Source organism: Rhodococcus sp. C26F, from assembly GCF_053345925.1.
Genome location: NZ_JBKFBA010000017.1, coordinates 11,110 through 30,446 on the forward strand (window position 1 = coordinate 11,110; position 19,337 = coordinate 30,446).

The 19,337-nt window shown below is 68.4% G+C and carries 18 protein-coding genes, 1 pseudogene and 2 riboswitches; of the genes and pseudogenes, 7 read left to right on the top strand and 12 right to left on the bottom strand.

The genetic code is table 11. The annotated features are described in order from the left end of the window. Positions 1-174: 174 nt before the first annotated feature. Both ACLBYD_RS17475 and ACLBYD_RS17480 read right to left on the bottom strand, forming a co-directional pair. Positions 175-1,245: an LLM class flavin-dependent oxidoreductase gene (locus ACLBYD_RS17475; protein ID WP_447817419.1), complete on the bottom strand. Its 1,071-nt coding sequence runs from the start codon at positions 1,243-1,245 to the stop codon at positions 175-177. Continuing rightward, positions 1,242-1,448 (bottom strand): annotated as a pseudogene (locus ACLBYD_RS17480) (GNAT family N-acetyltransferase); the annotation flags it as partial. The gene ACLBYD_RS17475 and the pseudogene ACLBYD_RS17480, both read right to left, overlap by 4 nt. A 409-nt stretch (positions 1,449-1,857) precedes the next feature. Next, a riboswitch (SAM riboswitch) is annotated at positions 1,858-1,950 on the bottom strand. 150 nt (positions 1,951-2,100) lie between these two features. Between ACLBYD_RS17480 and ACLBYD_RS17485 the strand changes: the two are divergent. Beyond that, complete coding sequence (locus ACLBYD_RS17485) at positions 2,101-2,874, top strand: sulfite exporter TauE/SafE family protein (RefSeq protein ID WP_447817420.1); 774 nt, start codon at positions 2,101-2,103, stop codon at positions 2,872-2,874. A 63-nt stretch (positions 2,875-2,937) separates the two neighbouring features. On the opposite strand, the gene cobU is transcribed toward ACLBYD_RS17485, so the two are convergent. The 7 genes from cobU to ACLBYD_RS17520 all read right to left on the bottom strand — a co-directional run bounded on the left by cobU (position 2,938) and on the right by ACLBYD_RS17520 (position 9,452). After that, positions 2,938-4,284, bottom strand: a complete 1,347-nt coding sequence (gene cobU, locus ACLBYD_RS17490; RefSeq protein ID WP_447817421.1) for a bifunctional adenosylcobinamide kinase/adenosylcobinamide-phosphate guanylyltransferase — start codon at positions 4,282-4,284, stop codon at positions 2,938-2,940. Further along, positions 4,284-5,096, bottom strand: a complete 813-nt coding sequence (locus tag ACLBYD_RS17495) for an ABC transporter ATP-binding protein (RefSeq protein ID WP_447817422.1) — start codon at positions 5,094-5,096, stop codon at positions 4,284-4,286. The genes cobU and ACLBYD_RS17495 overlap by 1 nt, the downstream gene beginning before the upstream one ends. Then, a complete protein-coding gene (locus tag ACLBYD_RS17500; RefSeq protein ID WP_225623838.1) occupies positions 5,093-6,055 on the bottom strand; it encodes a FecCD family ABC transporter permease in 963 nt (320 codons plus the stop codon). The genes ACLBYD_RS17495 and ACLBYD_RS17500 overlap by 4 nt, the downstream gene beginning before the upstream one ends. A 107-nt stretch (positions 6,056-6,162) precedes the next feature. Beyond that, a complete protein-coding gene (locus ACLBYD_RS17505; protein ID WP_447817423.1) occupies positions 6,163-7,068 on the bottom strand; it encodes an ABC transporter substrate-binding protein in 906 nt (301 codons plus the stop codon). Positions 7,069-7,152: 84 nt separating this feature from the next. Next, positions 7,153-7,280: riboswitch (cobalamin riboswitch) on the bottom strand. Between the two features lie 24 nt (positions 7,281-7,304). After that, complete coding sequence (locus ACLBYD_RS17510; RefSeq protein WP_447817424.1) at positions 7,305-8,528, bottom strand: O-succinylhomoserine sulfhydrylase; 1,224 nt, start codon at positions 8,526-8,528, stop codon at positions 7,305-7,307. Continuing rightward, the gene (locus ACLBYD_RS17515) at positions 8,525-8,935 is read right to left on the bottom strand and encodes a rhodanese-like domain-containing protein (protein WP_172415055.1); all 411 of its coding nucleotides are present in this window, start codon (positions 8,933-8,935) and stop codon (positions 8,525-8,527) included. The genes ACLBYD_RS17510 and ACLBYD_RS17515 overlap by 4 nt, the downstream gene beginning before the upstream one ends. Before the next feature lie 70 nt (positions 8,936-9,005). After that, positions 9,006-9,452, bottom strand: coding sequence for an Rv0361 family membrane protein (locus ACLBYD_RS17520; protein WP_447817425.1), 447 nt, complete (start codon positions 9,450-9,452; stop codon positions 9,006-9,008). Between the two features lie 292 nt (positions 9,453-9,744). Here ACLBYD_RS17520 and ACLBYD_RS17525 point away from each other — a divergent pair, with 292 nt between their 5' ends. Further along, complete coding sequence (locus ACLBYD_RS17525) at positions 9,745-11,142, top strand: FAD-dependent oxidoreductase (protein WP_447817426.1); 1,398 nt, start codon at positions 9,745-9,747, stop codon at positions 11,140-11,142. A gap of 91 nt (positions 11,143-11,233) precedes the next feature. Here ACLBYD_RS17525 and ACLBYD_RS17530 read toward each other — a convergent pair whose 3' ends face one another. Continuing rightward, the gene (locus tag ACLBYD_RS17530) at positions 11,234-11,716 is read right to left on the bottom strand and encodes a DUF456 domain-containing protein (protein WP_145692381.1); all 483 of its coding nucleotides are present in this window, start codon (positions 11,714-11,716) and stop codon (positions 11,234-11,236) included. A 107-nt stretch (positions 11,717-11,823) separates the two neighbouring features. On the opposite strand from ACLBYD_RS17530, the gene ACLBYD_RS17535 reads away from it, so the two are divergent. Next, the gene (locus ACLBYD_RS17535; protein ID WP_447817427.1) at positions 11,824-14,610 is read left to right on the top strand and encodes a vitamin B12-dependent ribonucleotide reductase; all 2,787 of its coding nucleotides are present in this window, start codon (positions 11,824-11,826) and stop codon (positions 14,608-14,610) included. 23 nt (positions 14,611-14,633) lie between these two features. Next, positions 14,634-15,062 (top strand): hypothetical protein, encoded by a 429-nt coding sequence (locus ACLBYD_RS17540; protein ID WP_447817428.1) that lies wholly within the window; start codon positions 14,634-14,636, stop codon positions 15,060-15,062. Between the two features lie 7 nt (positions 15,063-15,069). On the opposite strand, the gene ACLBYD_RS17545 is transcribed toward ACLBYD_RS17540, so the two are convergent. Next, complete coding sequence (locus tag ACLBYD_RS17545; protein ID WP_060650850.1) at positions 15,070-15,450, bottom strand: VOC family protein; 381 nt, start codon at positions 15,448-15,450, stop codon at positions 15,070-15,072. Between the two features lie 92 nt (positions 15,451-15,542). On the opposite strand from ACLBYD_RS17545, the gene ACLBYD_RS17550 reads away from it, so the two are divergent. The 3 genes from ACLBYD_RS17550 (at position 15,543) to ACLBYD_RS17560 (ending at position 17,844) form a co-directional block, all read left to right on the top strand. Continuing rightward, positions 15,543-15,920 carry a nuclear transport factor 2 family protein gene (locus tag ACLBYD_RS17550; RefSeq protein ID WP_413766917.1) on the top strand — a complete coding sequence of 126 codons (378 nt, stop codon included), beginning with the start codon at positions 15,543-15,545 and terminating at the stop codon, positions 15,918-15,920. 91 nt (positions 15,921-16,011) lie between these two features. After that, positions 16,012-17,109 carry a CaiB/BaiF CoA transferase family protein gene (locus ACLBYD_RS17555; RefSeq protein WP_447817429.1) on the top strand — a complete coding sequence of 366 codons (1,098 nt, stop codon included), beginning with the start codon at positions 16,012-16,014 and terminating at the stop codon, positions 17,107-17,109. Between the two features lie 114 nt (positions 17,110-17,223). Then, positions 17,224-17,844, top strand: coding sequence for an alpha/beta fold hydrolase (locus ACLBYD_RS17560; RefSeq protein WP_447817430.1), 621 nt, complete (start codon positions 17,224-17,226; stop codon positions 17,842-17,844). 9 nt (positions 17,845-17,853) lie between these two features. Here ACLBYD_RS17560 and yczR read toward each other — a convergent pair whose 3' ends face one another. Beyond that, positions 17,854-19,335, bottom strand: coding sequence for a MocR-like transcription factor YczR (gene yczR, locus ACLBYD_RS17565; protein ID WP_447817431.1), 1,482 nt, complete (start codon positions 19,333-19,335; stop codon positions 17,854-17,856). Positions 19,336-19,337: the final 2 nt, after the last annotated feature.

A 19,337-nucleotide genomic window follows, 5' to 3' on the forward strand; every position in this document is an offset into this window, starting at 1 on the left:
TCACCGTTGCGGATGCCGTCGGGCGGACGGGGATGGAATGTCGTCCCTGATGGGACGGGATGTCAGCGCGAATCTCGGCAGCTCTGGATGGTTCGTTTCCCGAGGTTACGGAGCCTCGAGGATCGGGCACACCGTTTTCTTCACTGCGATCGAAACGGTTCCCGGACCGCAGTCTCAGGCGGTGACGATCTCGCTGTGCGGGATCGCGACGGCCCCGCGGTGCGGTATCGCCGCGCGCAGTGCCGGCGCGACCTCCGCCTGGAACAGTTCGAGACTCGCGCGCTGCTCCGCCACGGAGAACCCGCCGCGGTCGGCGGTCACGTGCATGACCTCGTGGCCGAAACGCTCGTGGTAGCGGAGGACTTTGTCGATCACCTGCTGCGGGCTCCCGATGAGTGCGGAGCTGCGTTCGACGAAGTCCTCGATGGTCTCGAAGACGACGGGAAGTCCGTTCTCGCGAGCGAATTCGAGCCGTTGCTCGAACTGGGGACGGTAGGCGTCGATCGCTTCCTGCGAGGTGCGCGCGACGTACAGTCCCGCCGTCCCGGCACCGACCCGTGCCTCGGCGGGATCGTGGCCGTAGGCGGCCCATCGTTCGCGGTAGTGGTCGATGAGTTCGGCGTACGGCTCGATCGGGTTGGTGACGTTCGCGGAGAAGATCGGGTCACCGTATCGGGCTGCGAGATCGACGGATTCGCGACTGGTGGCGCTACCGTGCCAGATGGTCAGGCGCTGCTGCAGCGGCCGGGGTACGGCGACGGCGTCGGTGAGCGACGGCCGGAACCGCCCCTCCCAGGTGACCGTCTCGTTCTCCCACAGAGACCGGAACAGCTCGTACCCTTCGCGATTGCGGTCCCACTGATCCTCGGGGGTGACGTGGAACAGGTCGGCCTGGGCGGTGCCGTTGCCCTTGCCGATCATGAGCTGCAGGCGCCCACCCGACAGGTTGTCGAGCGTGGAGTAGTCCTCGAACGCGCGGACGGGGTCGAGCAGGCTCAGCGTCGTGACGCCGGTCCACAGTTCGAGTGTGCTGGTCCGCGCCGCGATGTGGGCCAGGACCACCGGAGGTGACGACGCGAGGAACGGCTTCTCGTGCCGCTCCCCCACCGCGAATCCTTCGAATCCGAGCTGTTCGGCGAGCACGGCGGTGTCGACGACCTCCCGGATCCGTTCGGACGGCGAGAGCCATTCTCCCGTCACGGGATCGGGATGGTGGGTGATGAGGCTGAGCAGCAGGAACTTCATGCGGAGACCGCCTTTCCGATCAGGAACTTCTCGAAGGGATGCGGACCGATCTCCTCGGCGGGTCGCCGGGAGTCGAACAGGGCGGTGTATCCGGCCGCGAGATACAGCGCGACGGCCTCGGGTTGCCGCCACCCCGTCGTCAGGTAGATGCGGGTGTACCCGCGACGCAGGGCCTCGGCTTCGAGTTCGGCGACCACGATGCGAACTGGGCGACGAGGATCAGCACGGCGGCGCTGATCACCCAGCGCCCCGGATGCCATTTCCGTGCGACGACCAGGTTCTCGTCGTCGGTGTGATCGGCCGGAGCGTCGGGAATGCGGAGATCGGTGGACGTGCTCACGGCGACGTCCTGTGGGCGGGAGCCATCGGGATGGGCCTTTCGGGAATACGGGATGCGGGAAAGCGGGGGTGCAGACGTAGGTCCCGGCCCGTCCCCCTGCGGACGGGCCGGGACTCACGCGGCGAAGAACAACGGGAGGTTCGGCGGACGGGCTACGTCACCGACGACACCGGTGCGCAGCACCGCCAGGACACCGGTGCGACGTGCCGCGACACAGGTCGATGTGCCGGCGACACCACGAAGCGCGCTCGGTCCAGCGGGTCATGCTCGTTCCTCCATCGATCCCGGCGGTAGCACCCGCACCCGCGCACGGGGGGTTGCTGCGACGTCGTAGAGCCAGGTCTCTCGGTCGCTCTGGATGGTCGCGGCTCAAATTACGGAGTGCGGCGCGTCGCGGACAGGCTTTCTATCACCGTGACGGAAATACCGTCCCTCGTCGAGACCGATGTCGATGTCGACGCGGTGCCCCGACATCGACAACAAGGCCGGTTTCGGCACGCCGTAGACTCGCCTCGGTGACCCCGCTCGAACTCTTCCTCGTCGCACTTGCCGGTCTCGGGGCCGGAGCGATCAACTCCCTTGTCGGATCCGGAACCCTCATCACATTCCCGACGCTCATCGCGTTCGGTGTGCCGCCGGTGACCGCGACGATGTCCAACGCGATCGGCCTGGTCGCCGGGGGTGTATCGGGCACCTGGGGGTATCGGCGCGAGCTGCGCGGGCAGTGGGAGCGGTTGCGGTGGCAGATCCCCGCGTCGTTCTGCGGGGCACTGGTCGGAGCGTGGCTCCTGCTCCACCTGCCGGAAACCGTCTTCGAGACGGTCGTGCCGATCCTGCTCCTCCTGGCACTCACGCTCGTCGTGTTCCAACCGAAGATCCAGGCATGGGTGGCCCGCAGAACCGGCGGCGACGCCGACGGTCGCCTCGGACCGGTGCGGATGACACTCCTCGTCGTCGGCACCTTCGCCGTCGGCATCTATGGCGGCTACTTCACGGCGGCGCAGGGCATTCTGCTCATGGGTCTGTTCGGAGCGTTGCTGCACGACCACATCCAGCGACAGAACGCGGCGAAGAACCTTCTGTCGCTGGTCGTGAACGTCGTCGCTGCATGCGCGTACATCCTGGTGGCGTTCGACCGAATCAATTGGACCGTGGCCGCACTGATCGCCGTGGGTTCCTTGATCGGTGGCTATCTCGGCTCCCATTACGGCCGACGCCTGTCGCCGGTCGCGCTGCGGGCGGTGATCGTCGTGGTGGGGCTGATCGGTCTTTACCGACTGCTTGCCTGACGCACTACTCTCCGGAATCCACCTCTGCCGGGGTTGTCCGCAGCGTTACGAGAAGAACAGGAATTAATTCGACTTCAGAGAAATGGGAATTCCCGCCACCACGAGAGTCGCCGACTCACTGGCCTCGGCGACCCGCGCATTGAGCCGACCCAGCATGTCGCGGAACAACCGCCCCGACGCACTCGCCGGCACCACACCACTGCCCACCTCGTTGCTGACTGCGACCACGGGAACCCGGGCCTGCCGCCACGCACCGAGGAGATCGTCGATGTCGGCGTCGACGGCAGCGGAATTCCCTGTGTTCCACACGTCGTGGAGGTCGAGTCGTGCCGTGAGCCAGGTTCCGAGACAGTCGACGAGCAGGGGTTCGTCCGCGTCCCGCAGTACCTTCGCCACGTCCGAGGTCTCGATCGTCGACCACGATGCCGGTCGTCTCTGCCGATGCAGCGCAACGCGTTCCGCCCATTCGACGTCACCTTCGCGGGTCCCGCCGGTGGCGACGTAGGTGACGGACGGATACGACGCGAGTAATTCCTCGGCGTGCCGCGACTTGCCCGACCGCACTCCCCCGAGCACCAACGTCCGATGCGGCACGACCGGAACCTCTTCACCCACGTGTACCACCTCACCGTCACGACCCGGACGAGAATTCAACTGCTGCATCCGATTCCGAAGATAATCGATGGGCGGATTGTGGTGACCCAGATGTACCGCCACCACGTCGGTGTTCTCGGTGACGGCACCGACACCGCGCAGACCATCCACCATCGCGCCGAACTCGGGCAGACCGAGGTGACCCTCGGACAATTCGGAACGGTCCCCGAAGGTCTCCTCGAGGAATACCGCGTCGAACCGGACGTCGCGCACGGCCTCGAACCACTCGGCGGGCCACATCCCGGTGTCGCAGGCCCACAGCAACCGCGACCCGCCGGGGCCCGACAGGTCGTACAGCACCGCGTCACCGTCGCGGAACACCTTGTGTCGTGCGGGAAGAACGCGCACCGAATAGTCGCCGACGGTGAGCGAGTCCCCCGCCTCGACCGGCACGAAGCGTACCGGGTCGTCGGGAGCCACCCAGGGCCTACAGGTGTCGAGCGCGTCGGCGGGACCGATCACGTCGAGCTCGACACCGGCGGCCACCCACGACCGGAACAACAGTGCCTGCGGGCCCAGATGGTCTGCATGGGCGTGGGTCAGGAGGATATGCCGCACCTTCGCCAGCGACCTGCCGTGCCGCACGGCCGCGCGGGGCGCCTCGGGACCGCAGTCGAGCATCAGCACATCGTCGACGAGTGCCGCGGTCTGCCCGCGGATCTCGCCGCGACGCGCGGCGTCCGCGCAGGATGCACACGTGCAGAACGGGTTCGGCCACCCGTCCGCCGCGCCGGTTCCCAGGAGCACGACCTCCATCAGCGGTCCTTCGTGCTGTCGCGGAGAGGGAGTACGGCGCGACCTGCCGGGCGGTCGAGGATCTCGACGCGGGCGCCGTAGACGTGCGCGATGCGGTCGGCGGTGAGGACGTCGTCGGGCGCTCCGTCGGCGACGACGTGTCCGTGATCGAGGAGCACGAGTCGTTCCCCGTACTGCGCGGCGGAAGTCAGATCGTGCATCGCGGCGATGACGGTGAGGTCGCCTTCGGTGCGCATCGAGTCGACGAGTTCGAGTACCTGCTGCTGGTGTCCGATGTCGAGTGCGCTGGTGGGTTCGTCGAGGAGCAGCACCCGCGGTTGCTGGGCGAGAGCGCGTGCGAGTACGACGCGCTGCAGCTCACCGCCGGACAGTTCGGTCGCGAGGCGCGGGGCGAACGCTTCGAGTTCGAGTCGTTCGACGACGCGGTCCACCACCTCGCGGTCGTGAGCGGTCTCGGAACCGAAGCGTGGGATGTGTGGAGTGCGACCGAGGTGGATCAGTTCCCGGACGGTGACGCCTTCCGGCACCACCGGGCGTTGCGGCATCAGCGCGACCGCGCGTGCCATGTCCCGACGTCCGGCGCGCCCCGGCGCGACGTCGGCGACCTGCAGGTGACCGGTGGCCGGTACGAGACCGGCGAGGACGTGGAGAAGAGTGGTCTTGCCCGACCCGTTGGGTCCTACCAGCGACACCCACGATCCCGCGGTGACGTTCAGGTCGACCCCGTGCAGCACCTCGACGCCACCGCGTTCGGCGCTGAGCTGCCGGCACGAGACCGTCATGGTCGGGGTGGTGAGAACATCACTTTTCATCGGACACCTCGGCTCCGTCTGAGCACGACGAGGAAGAAGGGCGCCCCGATCGCCGCGGTGACGACACCGATCGGCAGTTCGGCGGGCGACATGACGGTGCGGGCCAGGACGTCCGCGAGGACGAGGAAGGACGCACCCACCAGCAGCGACAGCGGCAGCAGGAGACGGTGACCCGGTCCGACGAGCAACCGGACCGCGTGGGGAACGACGATGCCGACGAACCCGATGAGTCCGCTGGCCGAGACCACCGCGGCGGTCCCGAGGGTCGCGACGCAGACGAGCAGCAGCCGCACGCGCGCCGGGTTGATCCCGAGGCTCGCGGCTTCGACGTCGCCGACCGCCATGACATCGAGTGTGCGCCGATGCAGCGCGATGATCGCGACGGTGACCACGACGTACGGCAGGACCACGACGACGTCGGACCAGCCGTCGGTGGACAGGCGGCCGAGCATCCACGAGTACACCTGTCGCAGGGTGTCGTCGTGCAGCTGCATGAAGAAGGTCTGGATCGCGTTGGCGAAGGCCGCGACGGCGACACCGGCGAGGATGATGACGACTTCCGAGCGGCTGCCGCCAACGGTGCGGCCGAGCGAGTACGTCGCGCCGACGGCGAGCAGTCCCCCGGCGAAGGCCGCGATCGGGACTCCGGCGAACCCGGCGGCGCCGCCGACGACGATAGCGAGGGTGGCACCGAGACCGGCGCCGCTGGAGACCCCGAGCAGATAGGGGTCGGCGAGCGGATTGCGGAAGACCCCTTGGTAGGCCGCACCGGCGATGGCCAGCATCGCACCGACCAGCACCCCGAGCACGACGCGCGGCATCCGGATGTTCCACAGGATCGCCTGCTGACGCGTGCTCAACCCGGAGTCGACGTCGACGAGCGGCAGGCGGTCGGCGATGTCGAGCAGCACCCCGCCGGGGGTGAGGCCGGCGGGCCCGACGAGGATCCCGACCAGCATCGCGGCGAACAGGGCGAGCACTGCGCCGGTCAGCACGAGCACGTTGCGCGGCAGTACCCGCGCACCACCGGGTGGCAGTGCGCGGGTGTTGCCTCGCGACAGGGAGATCAAGGCGTGGGCTGGGCCGCGGGGATGGTGCCGACGATCCGGGCGACCTCACGCATCAGGTCCACGACGCGCGGCCCCCAGCGACTGGCGATGTCCTCGTCGAGGACGTAGACCTGGCCGTCCCGGACAGCGGTGAGCTCGCCCCATCCGGCACGTTCCGCGACGACCTCGGGCGTGACGCCGCAGCACTGGCCGTCGGCCAGGAAGATCACGTCGGGGTTCTGTTCGAGGACGTACTCGGCGGACAGCTGCGGGTAGCCGTCGCCGCCGGTCGCGATCGAGGTCAGCCCCAGCATCGAGTAGATCTCGCCGATGTAGGTGTCGTCGGTGACGGTGTAGAAGGTGTTGTCGAGCTCGTGGTAGTAGCTCAGCGGGGTCTCCCGTTCGGGGAGGCCGGCAAGGATCTCGTCGATGTCCGTCTTCATCTGCGCCACGAGTTCGGCGGCGTCGCCGACGTGTCCGGTGACGGCTCCCAGCTGCTCGATCTGGGCGTAGGTGTCGTCCAGGTTCTCGGCCGCGGGAAGGATCAGCGTCTCGACACCGGCCTGCTCGAGCCCGGCGACGAGATCGGCGGTGTCGGCGTTGGCGACGACGAGGTCGGGTTCGTAACCGAGGATGGCCTCGACGTTGGGGGTGTACCCCGACAGATCGGTGACGGGCGCGTCGGCCGGATAATCGGATCGGTCGTCGACCGCGACCACCTGGTCGCCGGCACCGACGGCGTAGAGCATCTCCGTGCTGGTGGGGCTCAGCGACACGATGGCCTGCGGGACGTCCGCGGAGGTGGTGTCGGTGTCACCGGACGGTGACGAATCGTCGCTGCTCGAGCACCCCGCGGCGAGGAGCGCGAAAGCGGTCAGTCCGGCGGCGAGCAGCCGTCGGTGGTTGTCGAGTGGCACAGCCATCCTCCGTTGTTCGGAGGACGAAAACAGTACGGCTGCAACAGTGCGGTTGCGGCACGTCACCGTCCTTCGTCCGAGGACCAGTACGTACGGACCCCCGCGCCGGCTGACCTGGCTCACCCGGAAGTCGGACTCACAGTTGCGGGACAGCGCCGGATTCTCACCGGCTTCACCGAAAACGCAGCGGGTGCCCTACCGGATCGGCAGGACACCCGCAGCGTAGCTCACGGCGTCCCAGGTCAGGACAGCGCCTGCTGGAGATCCTCGAGCAGATCCTCGGGATCCTCGAGGCCCACGGACAGTCGCACCACGCCGTCGGACAAACCGATCGCGGCCCGGCCCTCCGGTCCCATCGCCCGGTGGGTGGTGGTCGCCGGGTGGGTGATGAGCGACTTGGAGTCGCCGAGATTGTTCGAGATGTCGACGATGCGCAGCTTGTTCAGCAGCTCGAAGGCACGCTTCTTGCCCTCGCCCTCGGGGGCGTCGAGCTCCAACGTGATGATCGTGCCACCGCCACTCATCTGCGACTTCGCGAGTTCGTACTGCGGGTGCGACTCGAGATACGGGTACTTGACCCAGCGCACCGCATCCTGCGTTTCGAGGAACTGCGCGATGCGCAGCGCCGAATCGACCGAGGCGCGCAACCGCACCGGCATGGTCTCGAGGCCCTTGAGCAGCGTCCACGCGTTGAACGGGCTCAGCGACGGCCCGGTATGGCGGATGAGCTGCTGCACGGGCCCGTCGATGTAGTCCTTGGGACCGAGGATCGCTCCGCCGAGCACGCGGCCCTGACCGTCGATGTGCTTGGTGCCCGAGTAGACGACGATGTCGGCGCCGAGATCGATGCTGCGCTGCAGCAGCGGGGTGGCGAAGACGTTGTCCAGCACCACCTTCGCACCTGCCGCGTGCGCCATCTCGGAGACGCGTCGCACGTCGACGAGGGTCTGCATCGGGTTCGACGGGGTCTCGAAGAAGACCGCGGTGGTGGGCACCGACAGCGCCTTCTCCCACTGGTCGAGGTCCTCACCGTCGACGAACACCGTCTCGACGCCCCAGCGGGGCAGGATCTCGTTGCACACGACGAAGCACGAACCGAAGAGGCTGCGTGCCGCGACGAGACGGTCGCCCTTGCCGAGCAGCGCCGCGAGCGCAGTGAACACCGCGGACATGCCGGACGCGGTGGCGTAGGCACCCTCGGCACCGTCGAGCAGGCGCAGGCGCTCCTCGAACATCTTCACCGTGGGGTTGCCGTAGCGGGAGTAGACGAAGTGGTCGACGTCGCCGGTGAAAGCGGCTTCGGCGGCCTCGGCCGACTCGTAGACGAACCCGGAGTTGAGGTAGAGCGCCTCGGAGGTCTCCTCGAAGCCGGATCGGAGCAGGCCGCCGCGCACGCCGAGCGTGGCGGGGCGAACGGTGGCGGGCAGCGCCTTGTCGAACGCGCCGCCCTGGGGGATGGAACTCACGACTGCCTCCACGGCAGGCCTGCGGCCCGCCAGCCCTCGGCACCGCGATGGCCTTCGCCGTCGAGAGCGCCTTCGAATCCTTCGAGAACGTTGTAGGCGGGGGTCAGGCCCGCAGCGGTGGCGGCCGTGGCCGCTCCGATGGAGCGCTGCCCCGAGCGACACAGGAAGATCACCGGTCCACCGCCGATACCCGCTGCCCTCAGGTCCTCGACGAAGCTCGGGTTGGGGGCGCCGTCGGGGTAACGAACCCACTCGACGAACACGGTCCGGCGACCGAGCGACGAGGTCTCGGGGACCCCGACGTATTTCCACTCGGCTTCGGTACGCACATCGACGAGCACGGCATCCGGATCACCTTGCAGCAGGTCCCATGCCTGCTGCGGCGTTATATCACCTGCGTAGCTCACCCGGACATGTTTTCACAGGTCGGACTGTGACGTACACGCGGGCACCGCTTCGTATACGCACGGCGACGCGTCAGAACCGGCAGATCCGCCACACATCGTCGACTCGGACGACCTGCCACGTCTCGGTCTGCGTCTCCCCGTCGAGGCCGGTCCGGACGTCGACGGTGGCCCGATCTCCGTCCACGGAGATGTTCTGGGTGGCCTGCAGCTCCACCCGTCCCTCGACGTCCGCGAGCGGCGCTTCCTCGGCGGGCAGATCGCTGCAGCGCAGCCGGTCGAGGATCGGTTCGTCGTTCTCGTTGTGCGCGGAGACGTAGTCGGTGACCGCGCGGCGCACCATCTCGTCCTCGGTGAGGTCGTCGCCCGCCGGGGAGAAGAGCTGTGCACCGAAGACGACGAGGACGAGAACCACCAGGACCGCGAGGGCTCCGAGGAAAGGCCCTATGCTGCTACTGGTGGGACCGTCGGGATCCGGGCCGGGATCGGGTTCGGGTTCGGGGGCTCCGCGCTTGGCCATGCGCCCGATCCTAGTGGGCGCGAGGTCGCGGCCCGTCACGGCCGCATTTGCCCTAAAAACCCTCTCGAGGTAGGAATTGTGGCATGGCCACCACGCAGCTCGTTCGACGCCTCGCCGTCGACCTGTGTCGTATGGGTGCCCACATGTGTTGTCGCTGAAGCGATTCGCTCGACGGCTCGATTCATCCTCCTTCGCCGTCATCCCCGCGCGACCTGCGCCGAGCCCACTGAGGGCAGCCTTAATTTAAGCTGGATATGTCCGTCCGCACACCGAAGAGGTAGTTGATCCCCTGATGACCGATCAGACTCGTCCCCTTCGCGTCGCGATCGTCGGTGCCGGCCCTGCCGGTATCTACGCCGCCGACGCACTCATGAAGTCCGACACTGCGCAGGATCCCGGGGTCAGCATCGACCTGTTCGAGCGCATGCCGGCGCCGTTCGGTCTGATCCGCTACGGTGTCGCGCCCGACCACCCGCGCATCAAGGGCATCATCACCGCCCTGCACAAGGTGCTCGACAAGCCGCAGATCCGCCTGCTCGGCAATCTCGACTACGGCAGCGACTTCAACCTCGACGACCTGCAGCGTTTCTACGATGCGGTGATCTTCTCGACCGGCGCGAACGCGGACCGCGCGCTGAACATCCCCGGCATCGACCTCGACGGCAGCTACGGTGCCGCCGACTTCGTGTCCTGGTACGACGGTCACCCCGACGTGCCGCGCACCTGGCCGCTCGAGGCGGAGAAGGTCGCCGTCCTCGGTGTCGGCAACGTCGCGCTCGACGTCGCCCGCGTGCTCGCCAAGACCGGCGACGAGCTGCTGCCGACGGAGATCCCGCCGAACGTCTACGAGGGCCTGAAGAACAACAAGGCCGTCGAGGTGCACGTCTTCGGCCGCCGCGGTCCGGCGCAGGCCAAGTTCACCCCGCTCGAACTGCGCGAACTCGACCACTCCCCGACCATCGAGGTCATCGTCGACCCGGAGGACATCGACTACGACGAGGGCTCCGAGCAGGCACGCCGCAACTCCAAGCAGGTCGACATGGTCGCCAACACCCTGCAGGACTGGGCGATCCGCGATGTGGGCAGCCGCCCGCACAAGCTGTTCCTGCACTTCTTCGAGTCCCCGCACGAGATCCTCGGCGAGGACGGCAAGGTCGTCGGTCTGCGCACCGAGCGCACCGAGCTCGACGGCACCGGCAACGTGCGCGGCACCGGCAAGTTCAACGACTGGGAGGTCCAGGCCGTCTACCGCGCGGTCGGCTACCTGTCGCAGAACATCGCCAAGCTGCCCTTCGACGAGCAGGCCGGCACCGTGCCGAACGAGGCCGGACGGGTGCTCGCCGACGAGAACGCCGAGGGTCCCGACCGGTTCATGCCGCACACCTACGTCACCGGCTGGATCAAGCGCGGTCCCGTGGGCCTGATCGGTCACACCAAGGGCGATGCGAACGAGACCGTCGCGAACCTGCTCGAGGACCGGGCCGCCGGTCGCCTGAACACCCCCGAGGATCCGTCCGAGGACGCGATCGTGAAGTTCCTCGAGGACAAGCAGCTGCCGTACACCACCTGGCAGGGCTGGTACCGCCTCGACGCGCACGAGCGCAGCCTCGGTGAGGCCGAGGGCCGCGAGCGCGTGAAGGTCGTCGAGCGCGAGGACATGTTCCGCGCGAGCGAGCCGCACAAGGCCTGATTCGCGTCTGACCTGTACGAACGAGGAGGGATCCATCCGCACGGATGGGTCCCTCCTCGCATTCCGGGTCTGCTCGGTTCTCCGGGTGTGCTCAGGTGAACAGGACGGCGCCCAGCCACACCGACGCCGCGACGAGTCCACCGAACAGTTCGACGAGGATCGACAACGCGACCGCCTTGGTCGCCGCGACCGTCGAGACCCACGCGTCGCGGTGGGTGCGGTGCCGCTGCACCTCCGACAGGTACATGCCGAGCAGGAAGCCCAGGAACAGCCCGACGACGGGGACGACGAAGAATCCGACGATGCCGAGCAGACCGGCGAGGATGAGCGACCGGTTCGGCACCCCGGCCTGCTGCAGTCGCTTGCCGGGCCAGGTGTACTTCACGATGCCGGTGACCAGCAGCGCCACCGTCGCCACGCCCAGCACGATCCATGCCGTGGTGCCTCCCGTGAGGAACGCCCACACGGCGATCGCGCCGAAGATCAGCAGGACGCCGGGCAGGATCGGCAGCACGATCCCGAGCAGGCCGACGAGGATCGCCAGCCCGACGAGCAGTTCGCCGCCGGCACTCACGGCGCCACCGGGCGGGTCGAGCGGGCGGAAGACAGCGGAGTACCGGGACGCGGTGGCAGCATGGTGGGACTATATGTGCCACCGGTCCACGCCCCCGGGAGGACGCGATGAGCAGTACCAGGCCTCACAGCAGCCCGAAGAGTGCATCGGACGCCGCATCCGCCGCGGTACGCGGCGACGTCCGGTACTTCACGACGTCCGGTGTCGATCCCGCCGAGACGGTGGAGTGGCAGCGACGCGACGCGCGGATCGTCCACCACGGCACCGGCCGTGTCGTCTTCGAGCAGACGGATGTGGAGTTCCCCGCCTTCTGGTCGCAGAACGCCACCGACATCGTCACGCAGAAGTACTTCCGCGGGCAGCTCGGGCATCCCGATCGTGAGCACTCGCTGCGCGACGTGATCGCGCGCATCGTCGACACGATCACGGCGTGGGGGCACACCGACGGTCATCTCGACGATCCGGAGGCGTTCGCCGCCGAGCTGACCTATCTGCTGATCCACCAGCGGGCCTCGTTCAACAGTCCCGTCTGGTTCAACATCGGGGTGCCGAACACTCCGCAGCAGGCCAGCGCGTGTTTCATCCTGTCGGTCGACGACAGCATCGACTCGATCCTCGAGTGGTACCGGCAGGAAGCGGTGATCTTCAAGGGCGGGTCGGGCGCCGGGGTGAACCTCTCCCGGATCCGCTCGTCTGCCGAACCGCTGACCGGTGGCGGAAGCGCATCGGGGCCGGTCAGCTTCATGCGCGGCGCCGACGCCTCGGCCGGCACCATCAAGTCCGGCGGCAAGACCCGGCGGGCCGCGAAGATGGTGATCCTCGACGTCGACCATCCCGACATCGAGGAGTTCGTCGACTGCAAGGCGATCGAGGAACGCAAGGCGCGGGTGCTCGCCGAGGCCGGTTTCGACATGGGTCTCGACGGCACCGACATCCATTCGGTGCAGTACCAGAACGCGAACAACTCGGTGCGCGTGACCGACGAGTTCATGCACGCGGTGGTGGCCGACGCCGAGTGGCCGCTGCGTACCGTGACGACCGGCGAGACGGTCCGGACGGTCCGCGCGCGAGAGTTGTTGCAGCGCATCGCCGCCGCCACCTGGGAGTGCGCCGACCCGGGCATCCAGTACGACACGACGATCAATGCCTGGCACACCGCCTCGGCGACCGGCCGGATCAACGCGTCGAATCCCTGCTCGGAGTACATGCATCTCGACGATTCGGCCTGCAACCTCGCGAGCCTGAATCTGCTGACCTTCCTGCGCGAGGACGGCACGTTCGACGTCGACGGTTTCCGTCACGCCGTGGCGGTGATGCTCACCGCGCAGGAGATTCTCGTCGGCCGCGCCGACTACCCCACCGAGCGGATCGGTGAGACGTCGCGGCGGTTCCGGCAGCTCGGGCTCGGTTACGCCAATCTCGGTGCGCTGCTCATGGCTTCGGGCCTGCCCTACGACAGCGAGGCCGGGCGCGCGACGGCTGCGGCGATCACCGCCCTGATGACCGGGCACGCCTACGCCGTGTCGGCGGACATGGCACGGCGCCTCGGCCCCTTCGAGGGGTTCGACGAGAACCGCGCGCCGATGCTCGACGTGCTGGGCAAGCATCGCGGTGCGCTCGACGACATCGACGCCGACCTCGCGCCGGCCGACGTGCTCGATGCGGCACGACAGGCGTGGGACCGCGCGGTGGCCGACGGCACCGCCCACGGTGTGCGCAACAGCCAGGTCAGCGTGCTCGCACCGACCGGCACGATCGGGCTCGCGATGGACTGCGACACCACCGGGATCGAACCGGATCTGGCGTTGGTGAAGACCAAGAAGCTCGTCGGCGGCGGCAGCCTCACGATCGTCAATCGCAGTGTGCCGCGCGCACTGTCGCGTCTGGGTTACGGCCCGTCGGAGGTCGCCGACATCGTGGCGCACCTCGATCTGCACCACGATCTCGCCGGTGCACCGCACGTGCGCGACGAGCACGCACCGGTCTTCGCGACGTCCATGGGCGACAACGTCATCTCACCGCGCGGCCACGTCGCGATGATGGCCGCGGTGCAGCCCTTCCTGTCGGGTGCGATCTCCAAGACGGTGAACCTCCCCGAGTCCGCGACCGTCGACGACATCGCCGACATGTACGTCGACGCGTGGCGCCTCGGCGTGAAGGCGCTCGCGATCTACCGTGACAACTGCAAACTGGGACAACCGTTGTCGACGTCGTCGCGTCCTGCCGTCGCAGAAGCGGTGGCCCCGTCCGCGGCGCCTCGTCGTGAGCGGCTCCCGCGCACCCGTAATTCGCGGACGTTCGAGTTCCGGGTGGCCGACTGCAAGGGCTTCTTCACGATCGGCGAGTACGACGACGGCCGTCCCGGCGAGATGTTCCTGCGCGTGTCGAAGCAGGGCTCGACATTGGCCGGCATCATGGATGCCTTCTCGATGTCGGTCAGTTACGGTCTGCAGTACGGGGTTCCGTTGCGCACCTTCGTCCGGGCCTTCACGAGTACACGCTTCGAACCGGCCGGGATCACCGACGATCCGGATCTGCGGATCGCCACGTCGATCCTCGACTACATCTTCCGGCGGCTCGCGGTCGACTATCTCGAGCCCGACGAGCGAGCGGAGCTGGGCATCCTCACCGTCGCCGAACGCTCGGTGCCCGACACCCCCATGCTCACGCCGTACACGAGTACGCCGCCGGTGCGCGAGCCCGATCCGCCGGCGACCGCGCCGCGCGGCACGCACAGCACGAGCAGCGCGAGCACGTCCTCCCCGGGTGGTCTCGCTGCTCCGTCACCGTCGAATCCGGACGCGCCGTACTGCATGCAGTGCGGAGTGAAGATGCAACGGGCCGGGTCGTGCCACGCGTGTCCGTCCTGTGGGAACACCAGCGGCTGCAGCTGAGGTGATGCGTCCATACTGGCGCGATGGTCCTGGGAGTCGACACCGAACTGACACTGACGGCCGCGGGTGCGGTCTTCCTCCTCGCGCTCGCTCTCGGCGTGTGGAAGTACCGGCAGATGGCGACGTCCGACGACCACCTCGCGCACCCGTACGTCGACATCGCCCACCGATCGGCGCTGATGTACTCCTTCGCGACGCTGCTGGTCGCGGTGTTCGTCGAGCTCAGCGCGTGGCCCACCGCGGTGAACCTCACCGCGGCCGCGGTGATCGTGGTGTTCTTCGTCGGCGCGATCGCGAGCTATGTCGTGCACGGCGCGCTACGCGACACCACGAACCAGTTCGCACATCCTGTGCGTGGGACGGGCCTGGCGATGGCCGCGCTGATCGTCGGTGAGATGGGCGGCTTCGCGGTGCTGTTCGCCGGCTTCCTGTGGGGTGCTTTCGGGAGCTGAGGCCGCGTCAGGTGCGGTGTTCGAGCAACGACAGGACGTTGCCGTGCGGGTCGCGGAACCACGCGACCCGCATGCCGTCGGGCGCGGTCCACGCATCGTGGTCGTCCTGGTCCATGCCGTTGTAGCGCACGAACTCCACCCCGTGCTCGCGCAGTCGTTCGACGATGCCGTCCAGATCGGATACCCGCCAGCCCAGCACGGTGTAGCCGGTCTCCTCGCGTGACTGCACGAGGGTCACCCGGATCGGCGCGCCGTCACCTCCGTCGAGGACGAGTGCGAAGGGGTCGCGGGAGAGCTTCCGGAAGCGCAGGGTGTCGACGTAGAACATTTCCGAGACGTCGAGGTCGGTGCTCGGGATGAAGCTCACGAGTTGGCCGGTGATCGTCATACGTCCACTGTGCGCCGGAGCGCCCGAGCGCGACAGTGGATTCGGCGGATTCACGCCCCCACCTCCGCGTTCCGGCGACTAGGCTCTCGATCATGAGCACCTCGGAGATCGCCACGGTCCTGGCCTGGCACGACGCCGTGAACAGCAACGACATCGACACCCTCGTGCAGTTGTCGAGCGACGACATCGTGCTGCCCACCCCCGACGACGATCCCGACCAAGGACTCGACGAGCTGCGCGAGTGGGCGACGACGGCGGGCGTCACGCTGCAGCCGGGCCGCATGTTCGTCCACCGGGGCGTCGTGGTGGTCGAGGAGACGGCGACCTGGGCGTCCGATCCGGGTCCTCGTGAGGAGGCGATCGCCTTCCGGGTGGTCGACGACCAGGTGGTCACCGTCGTCCGGCACACCGATCTCGAGGAGGCTTTCGAGGCGACCGGGTTGAGCGAGGCGGACCTGTACGAGGAGTGATCCGCTCCGCGTGACCGGAACCATATTCTGAACGCTCGCTAAGGTACTCTCCGTTGCGACAGTCCCTACGTATCGGAGTGAGGTTCGTCGAGTGTCCGCTGAAGCTGTTGAGAAGAAGGGTCCGCTCGCGGGTGTCCGCGTCGTCGAGTTCAAGGGTCTCGGTCCCGGCCCGCACGCCGCGACGCTGCTCGCCGATCTCGGCGCCGATGTCGTCATCGTGCAGCGCCCCGGCGAGATCCCGCCGGAGGGACAGCGCGATCCGATTCAGCGCAACCGTCGCATCGTCGAGGCCAACCTCAAGGATCCCGCCGACATCGAGAAGGTCCTGACCCTGCTCGAGCGCGCCGACGTCCTCATCGAGGGCTTCCGTCCCGGCGTCACCGAACGGCTCGGCCTCGGACCGGACGTGGTCCTCGAGCGCAACCCGCGCATCGTCTACGGCCGCATGACCGGCTGGGGTCAGGAGGGCCCGCTCGCCAATGCGGCCGGCCACGACATCAACTACATCTCCCTCACCGGCGTCCTGCACGCCATCGGCCGCCAGGGCGAGCGTCCGGTGCCGCCGCTGAACATGGTCGGCGACTTCGGTGGCGGTTCGATGTTCCTCGTCTTCGGCATCCTGTCCGCCCTCGTCGAGCGTCAGACCTCCGGCAAGGGCCAGGTCGTGGACGCGGCGATGGTCGACGGCGCCCTCGCGCTGTCGCACATGATGTGGGCGTTCCGTGGTCGCGGCGTGTGGTCGGACGAGCGCGGCGTCAACCTGCTCGATACCGGTGCCCCGTTCTACGACGTGTACGAGACCAAGGACGGCAAGTACATGGCCGTCGGTTCCATCGAGCCGCAGTTCTACGCGCTGCTGCTGCAGGGCCTCGAGCTCGATCCGGCCGACCTGCCGCACCAGCTCGACACCTCCCGCTGGGCGGAGATGAAGAAGATCTTCACCGACAAGTTCCTGTCGAAGACCCGCGACGAGTGGACCGAGATCTTCCTCGGCACCGATGCCTGCGTCTCCCCGGTCCTCACCTGGGCCGAGGCGGAGAAGAACGAGCATCTCGTCGCACGCGGGTCGCTGATCGAGATCGACGGCGTCGTGCAGCACGCACCGGCGCCGCGCTTCTCCCGCACCCCCGCCGGCGAGCCGGTCGGTCCGGCGGCCGAGGCCACCGACATCGACACCCTCTGGGTCTGATCCCCCGGTCCGGGCCCGGGATCGTAACGGTGTTCCACCGATACGGTTCCGGGCCCGTCCCATCTGCGGGAAAGCCACCGATCGCGCCGGGATCGGTGTGCTATCAACACCGTCATGAGTGACGGGGTGGGAGCCGCGATCCACCGATCGGCGGCCACGGCACGAGCACGAGCACGAGCGCGCACCGCGGTCCCGGGGCGTGTCCCGGAGGTGCTCGACGTCCGCAGCAAGGACGGCACCCGCATCCACACCGAGGCCTACGGGCCCGCCGACGCTCCGACGATCGTCCTGACACACGGCATTCTGTGCGAACTCGGCTTCTGGCGCAACCAGATTCGTGATCTGAGCGACGACTACCGGGTGATCGCCTTCGATCACCGCGGTCACGGACGCAGCCAGGCCGCCCCTGCCCGGGCGTACACGATGGACCATCTCGCCGACGATCTCCACGCCGTGCTGGGCGCGGCCGTACCCGACGGCCGGCCCGTCGTGGTCGCCGGGCACTCCATGGGCGGCATCGCCGTGATGGCCTGGGCCGAGCGGTATCCGCGCGACGTCGACGCACGGGTATCGGCCGCGGGCCTGGTCAACACCACACCGGGCGAGATCTTCGACAACGTGCAGTTCCTGCGCGGACCGCAGAGCCTGACGAAGGTGCGGCGCCGCGTCGCGCAGACCGTCGAACGTCCCCGCGAGGTGTCGGCGGCGCTGCGCGAGCTCATCGAGATGTCCTGACGGACAGAATCAGACGACGAGCCGCGCCTCGTCGGGTGTGCGCCCGGAGGCGACCTGCTCGTAGGCGGCGGCCATCGCCTCGACGGCGTCGTCGAGGACCTCGACATCCTGCGTGTACGGCAGACGCACGAAATGTTCGAACGCACCCTGCACACCGAAGCGCGGACCGGCGGAGAGCAGCACACCGTGGGACGGCGCGGCGGCAGCCAGCGAGGTCGACACCGGCTCGGGCATCCGCGCCCACAACGACATCCCGCCCTGGCCCGGCGTGTACTCCCAGTCGGGCAACCGCCGGTCCAAGGCTGCGCACAGCGCACGACGTCGTTCCCTCAACGCGGCGCGGCGACGTTCGAGCAGTTCGTCGACTTCGGAGAGCAGATGCGCGGCCGCGAGCTGTTCCATGACAGGCGTGCCCAGGTCGACCGCGGTCCGTGCCCCGGCCAGCCGGACGATCGTGTCGCGGTCGGCGCGGATCCATCCCACCCGCAGGCCACCCCACAGCGACTTCGCCGTCGAGCCCACCGTCACCACCGACGCGCCGGCAGGCATGGCTGCGACGGGAGGCGGCGGCGGGGCGTCGAGCCAGAGATCGACCATCGACTCGTCGACGACGAGCGTGGTCCGCGTGTCGCGCATGATGCGGGCCAGTTCGGCGCGGCCGTCCTCGTCGAGGCACAGGCCAGTGGGGTTGTGGAAGTCGGGGACGAGGAAGGCGGTGCGCGCCGCGGTCTGCCGGACGGCACTGGCGACACCGTCGAGATCCCAGCCGCCGTGCGGGCCGTTCTCCGGGCGCACCGGAACCGGCACCGGGCGCGCGCCGTAGCGGCGGATCGCTTCGAGCGCATTGGGATAGGTGGGGTGGTCGACGACCACCCGGTCGCCGGGGTCGTCGAGCACACCGAGCAGCAGGCGCATCGCGTGCTGCGCCCCGGAGGTGACCATGATCTGGTCGGGCGAGGTGGGCAGTCCACGCTCGCGGTAGCGGCGGGCGATGACCTCGCGCAGCACCGACACCCCGATCGGTTCCATGCCGTGCGAGTCCAGATAGGTCGACATCGACCGCAGCGCCGCGGCATACGCCGCTTCGATCTCCGCTGCCGGCGCGGGCAGCGAGGCGTTGCTCAGATCGATCGCCGGGCCGATCGGCATCCGGGACCCGGTGTTCTCCGAGCCCCGGCGAGCGGGCACGGCGACCGTGCTGCGGGCACCCTGCCGACTGCGCAGATAGCCCTCTTCCCGCAGCGCCGCATAGGCGGACGCGACGGTGGTGCGGCTCACCGACAGCGCCGCGGCGAGTTCCCGCTCGCTGGGCAGGGCGACCCCGAGCGGGACGCGGCCGTCGTGCACGAGCAGGCGGATGCTGTCCGCGAGCGCCCGGTAGGCGGGTCTGGGATCGGGGCGAGCGGAGCGACGGGAATGCGACTGCCCCGAATCCTGCCAGTTCCCGAGGTCGCGGACGAGCGACACGGCTCCGATCGCTCGAGTGATCACCG

Coding starts and splice junctions, on each gene's coding strand:
- ACLBYD_RS17475 (WP_447817419.1), bottom strand. CDS start 1,245: ATGAAGTTCCTGCTGCTCAGCCTCATCACCCACCATCCCGATCCCGTG.
- cobU (WP_447817421.1), bottom strand. CDS start 4,284: ATGGAGGTCGTGCTCCTGGGAACCGGCGCGGCGGACGGGTGGCCGAAC.
- ACLBYD_RS17495 (WP_447817422.1), bottom strand. CDS start 5,096: ATGAAAAGTGATGTTCTCACCACCCCGACCATGACGGTCTCGTGCCGG.
- ACLBYD_RS17500 (WP_225623838.1), bottom strand. CDS start 6,055: ATGCTGGTCGGGATCCTCGTCGGGCCCGCCGGCCTCACCCCCGGCGGG.
- ACLBYD_RS17505 (WP_447817423.1), bottom strand. CDS start 7,068: ATGGCTGTGCCACTCGACAACCACCGACGGCTGCTCGCCGCCGGACTG.
- ACLBYD_RS17520 (WP_447817425.1), bottom strand. CDS start 9,452: ATGGCCAAGCGCGGAGCCCCCGAACCCGAACCCGATCCCGGCCCGGAT.
- ACLBYD_RS17525 (WP_447817426.1), top strand. CDS start 9,745: ATGACCGATCAGACTCGTCCCCTTCGCGTCGCGATCGTCGGTGCCGGC.
- ACLBYD_RS17535 (WP_447817427.1), top strand. CDS start 11,824: ATGAGCAGTACCAGGCCTCACAGCAGCCCGAAGAGTGCATCGGACGCC.
- ACLBYD_RS17540 (WP_447817428.1), top strand. CDS start 14,634: ATGGTCCTGGGAGTCGACACCGAACTGACACTGACGGCCGCGGGTGCG.
- ACLBYD_RS17545 (WP_060650850.1), bottom strand. CDS start 15,450: ATGACGATCACCGGCCAACTCGTGAGCTTCATCCCGAGCACCGACCTC.
- ACLBYD_RS17550 (WP_413766917.1), top strand. CDS start 15,543: ATGAGCACCTCGGAGATCGCCACGGTCCTGGCCTGGCACGACGCCGTG.
- ACLBYD_RS17560 (WP_447817430.1), top strand. CDS start 17,224: ATGAGTGACGGGGTGGGAGCCGCGATCCACCGATCGGCGGCCACGGCA.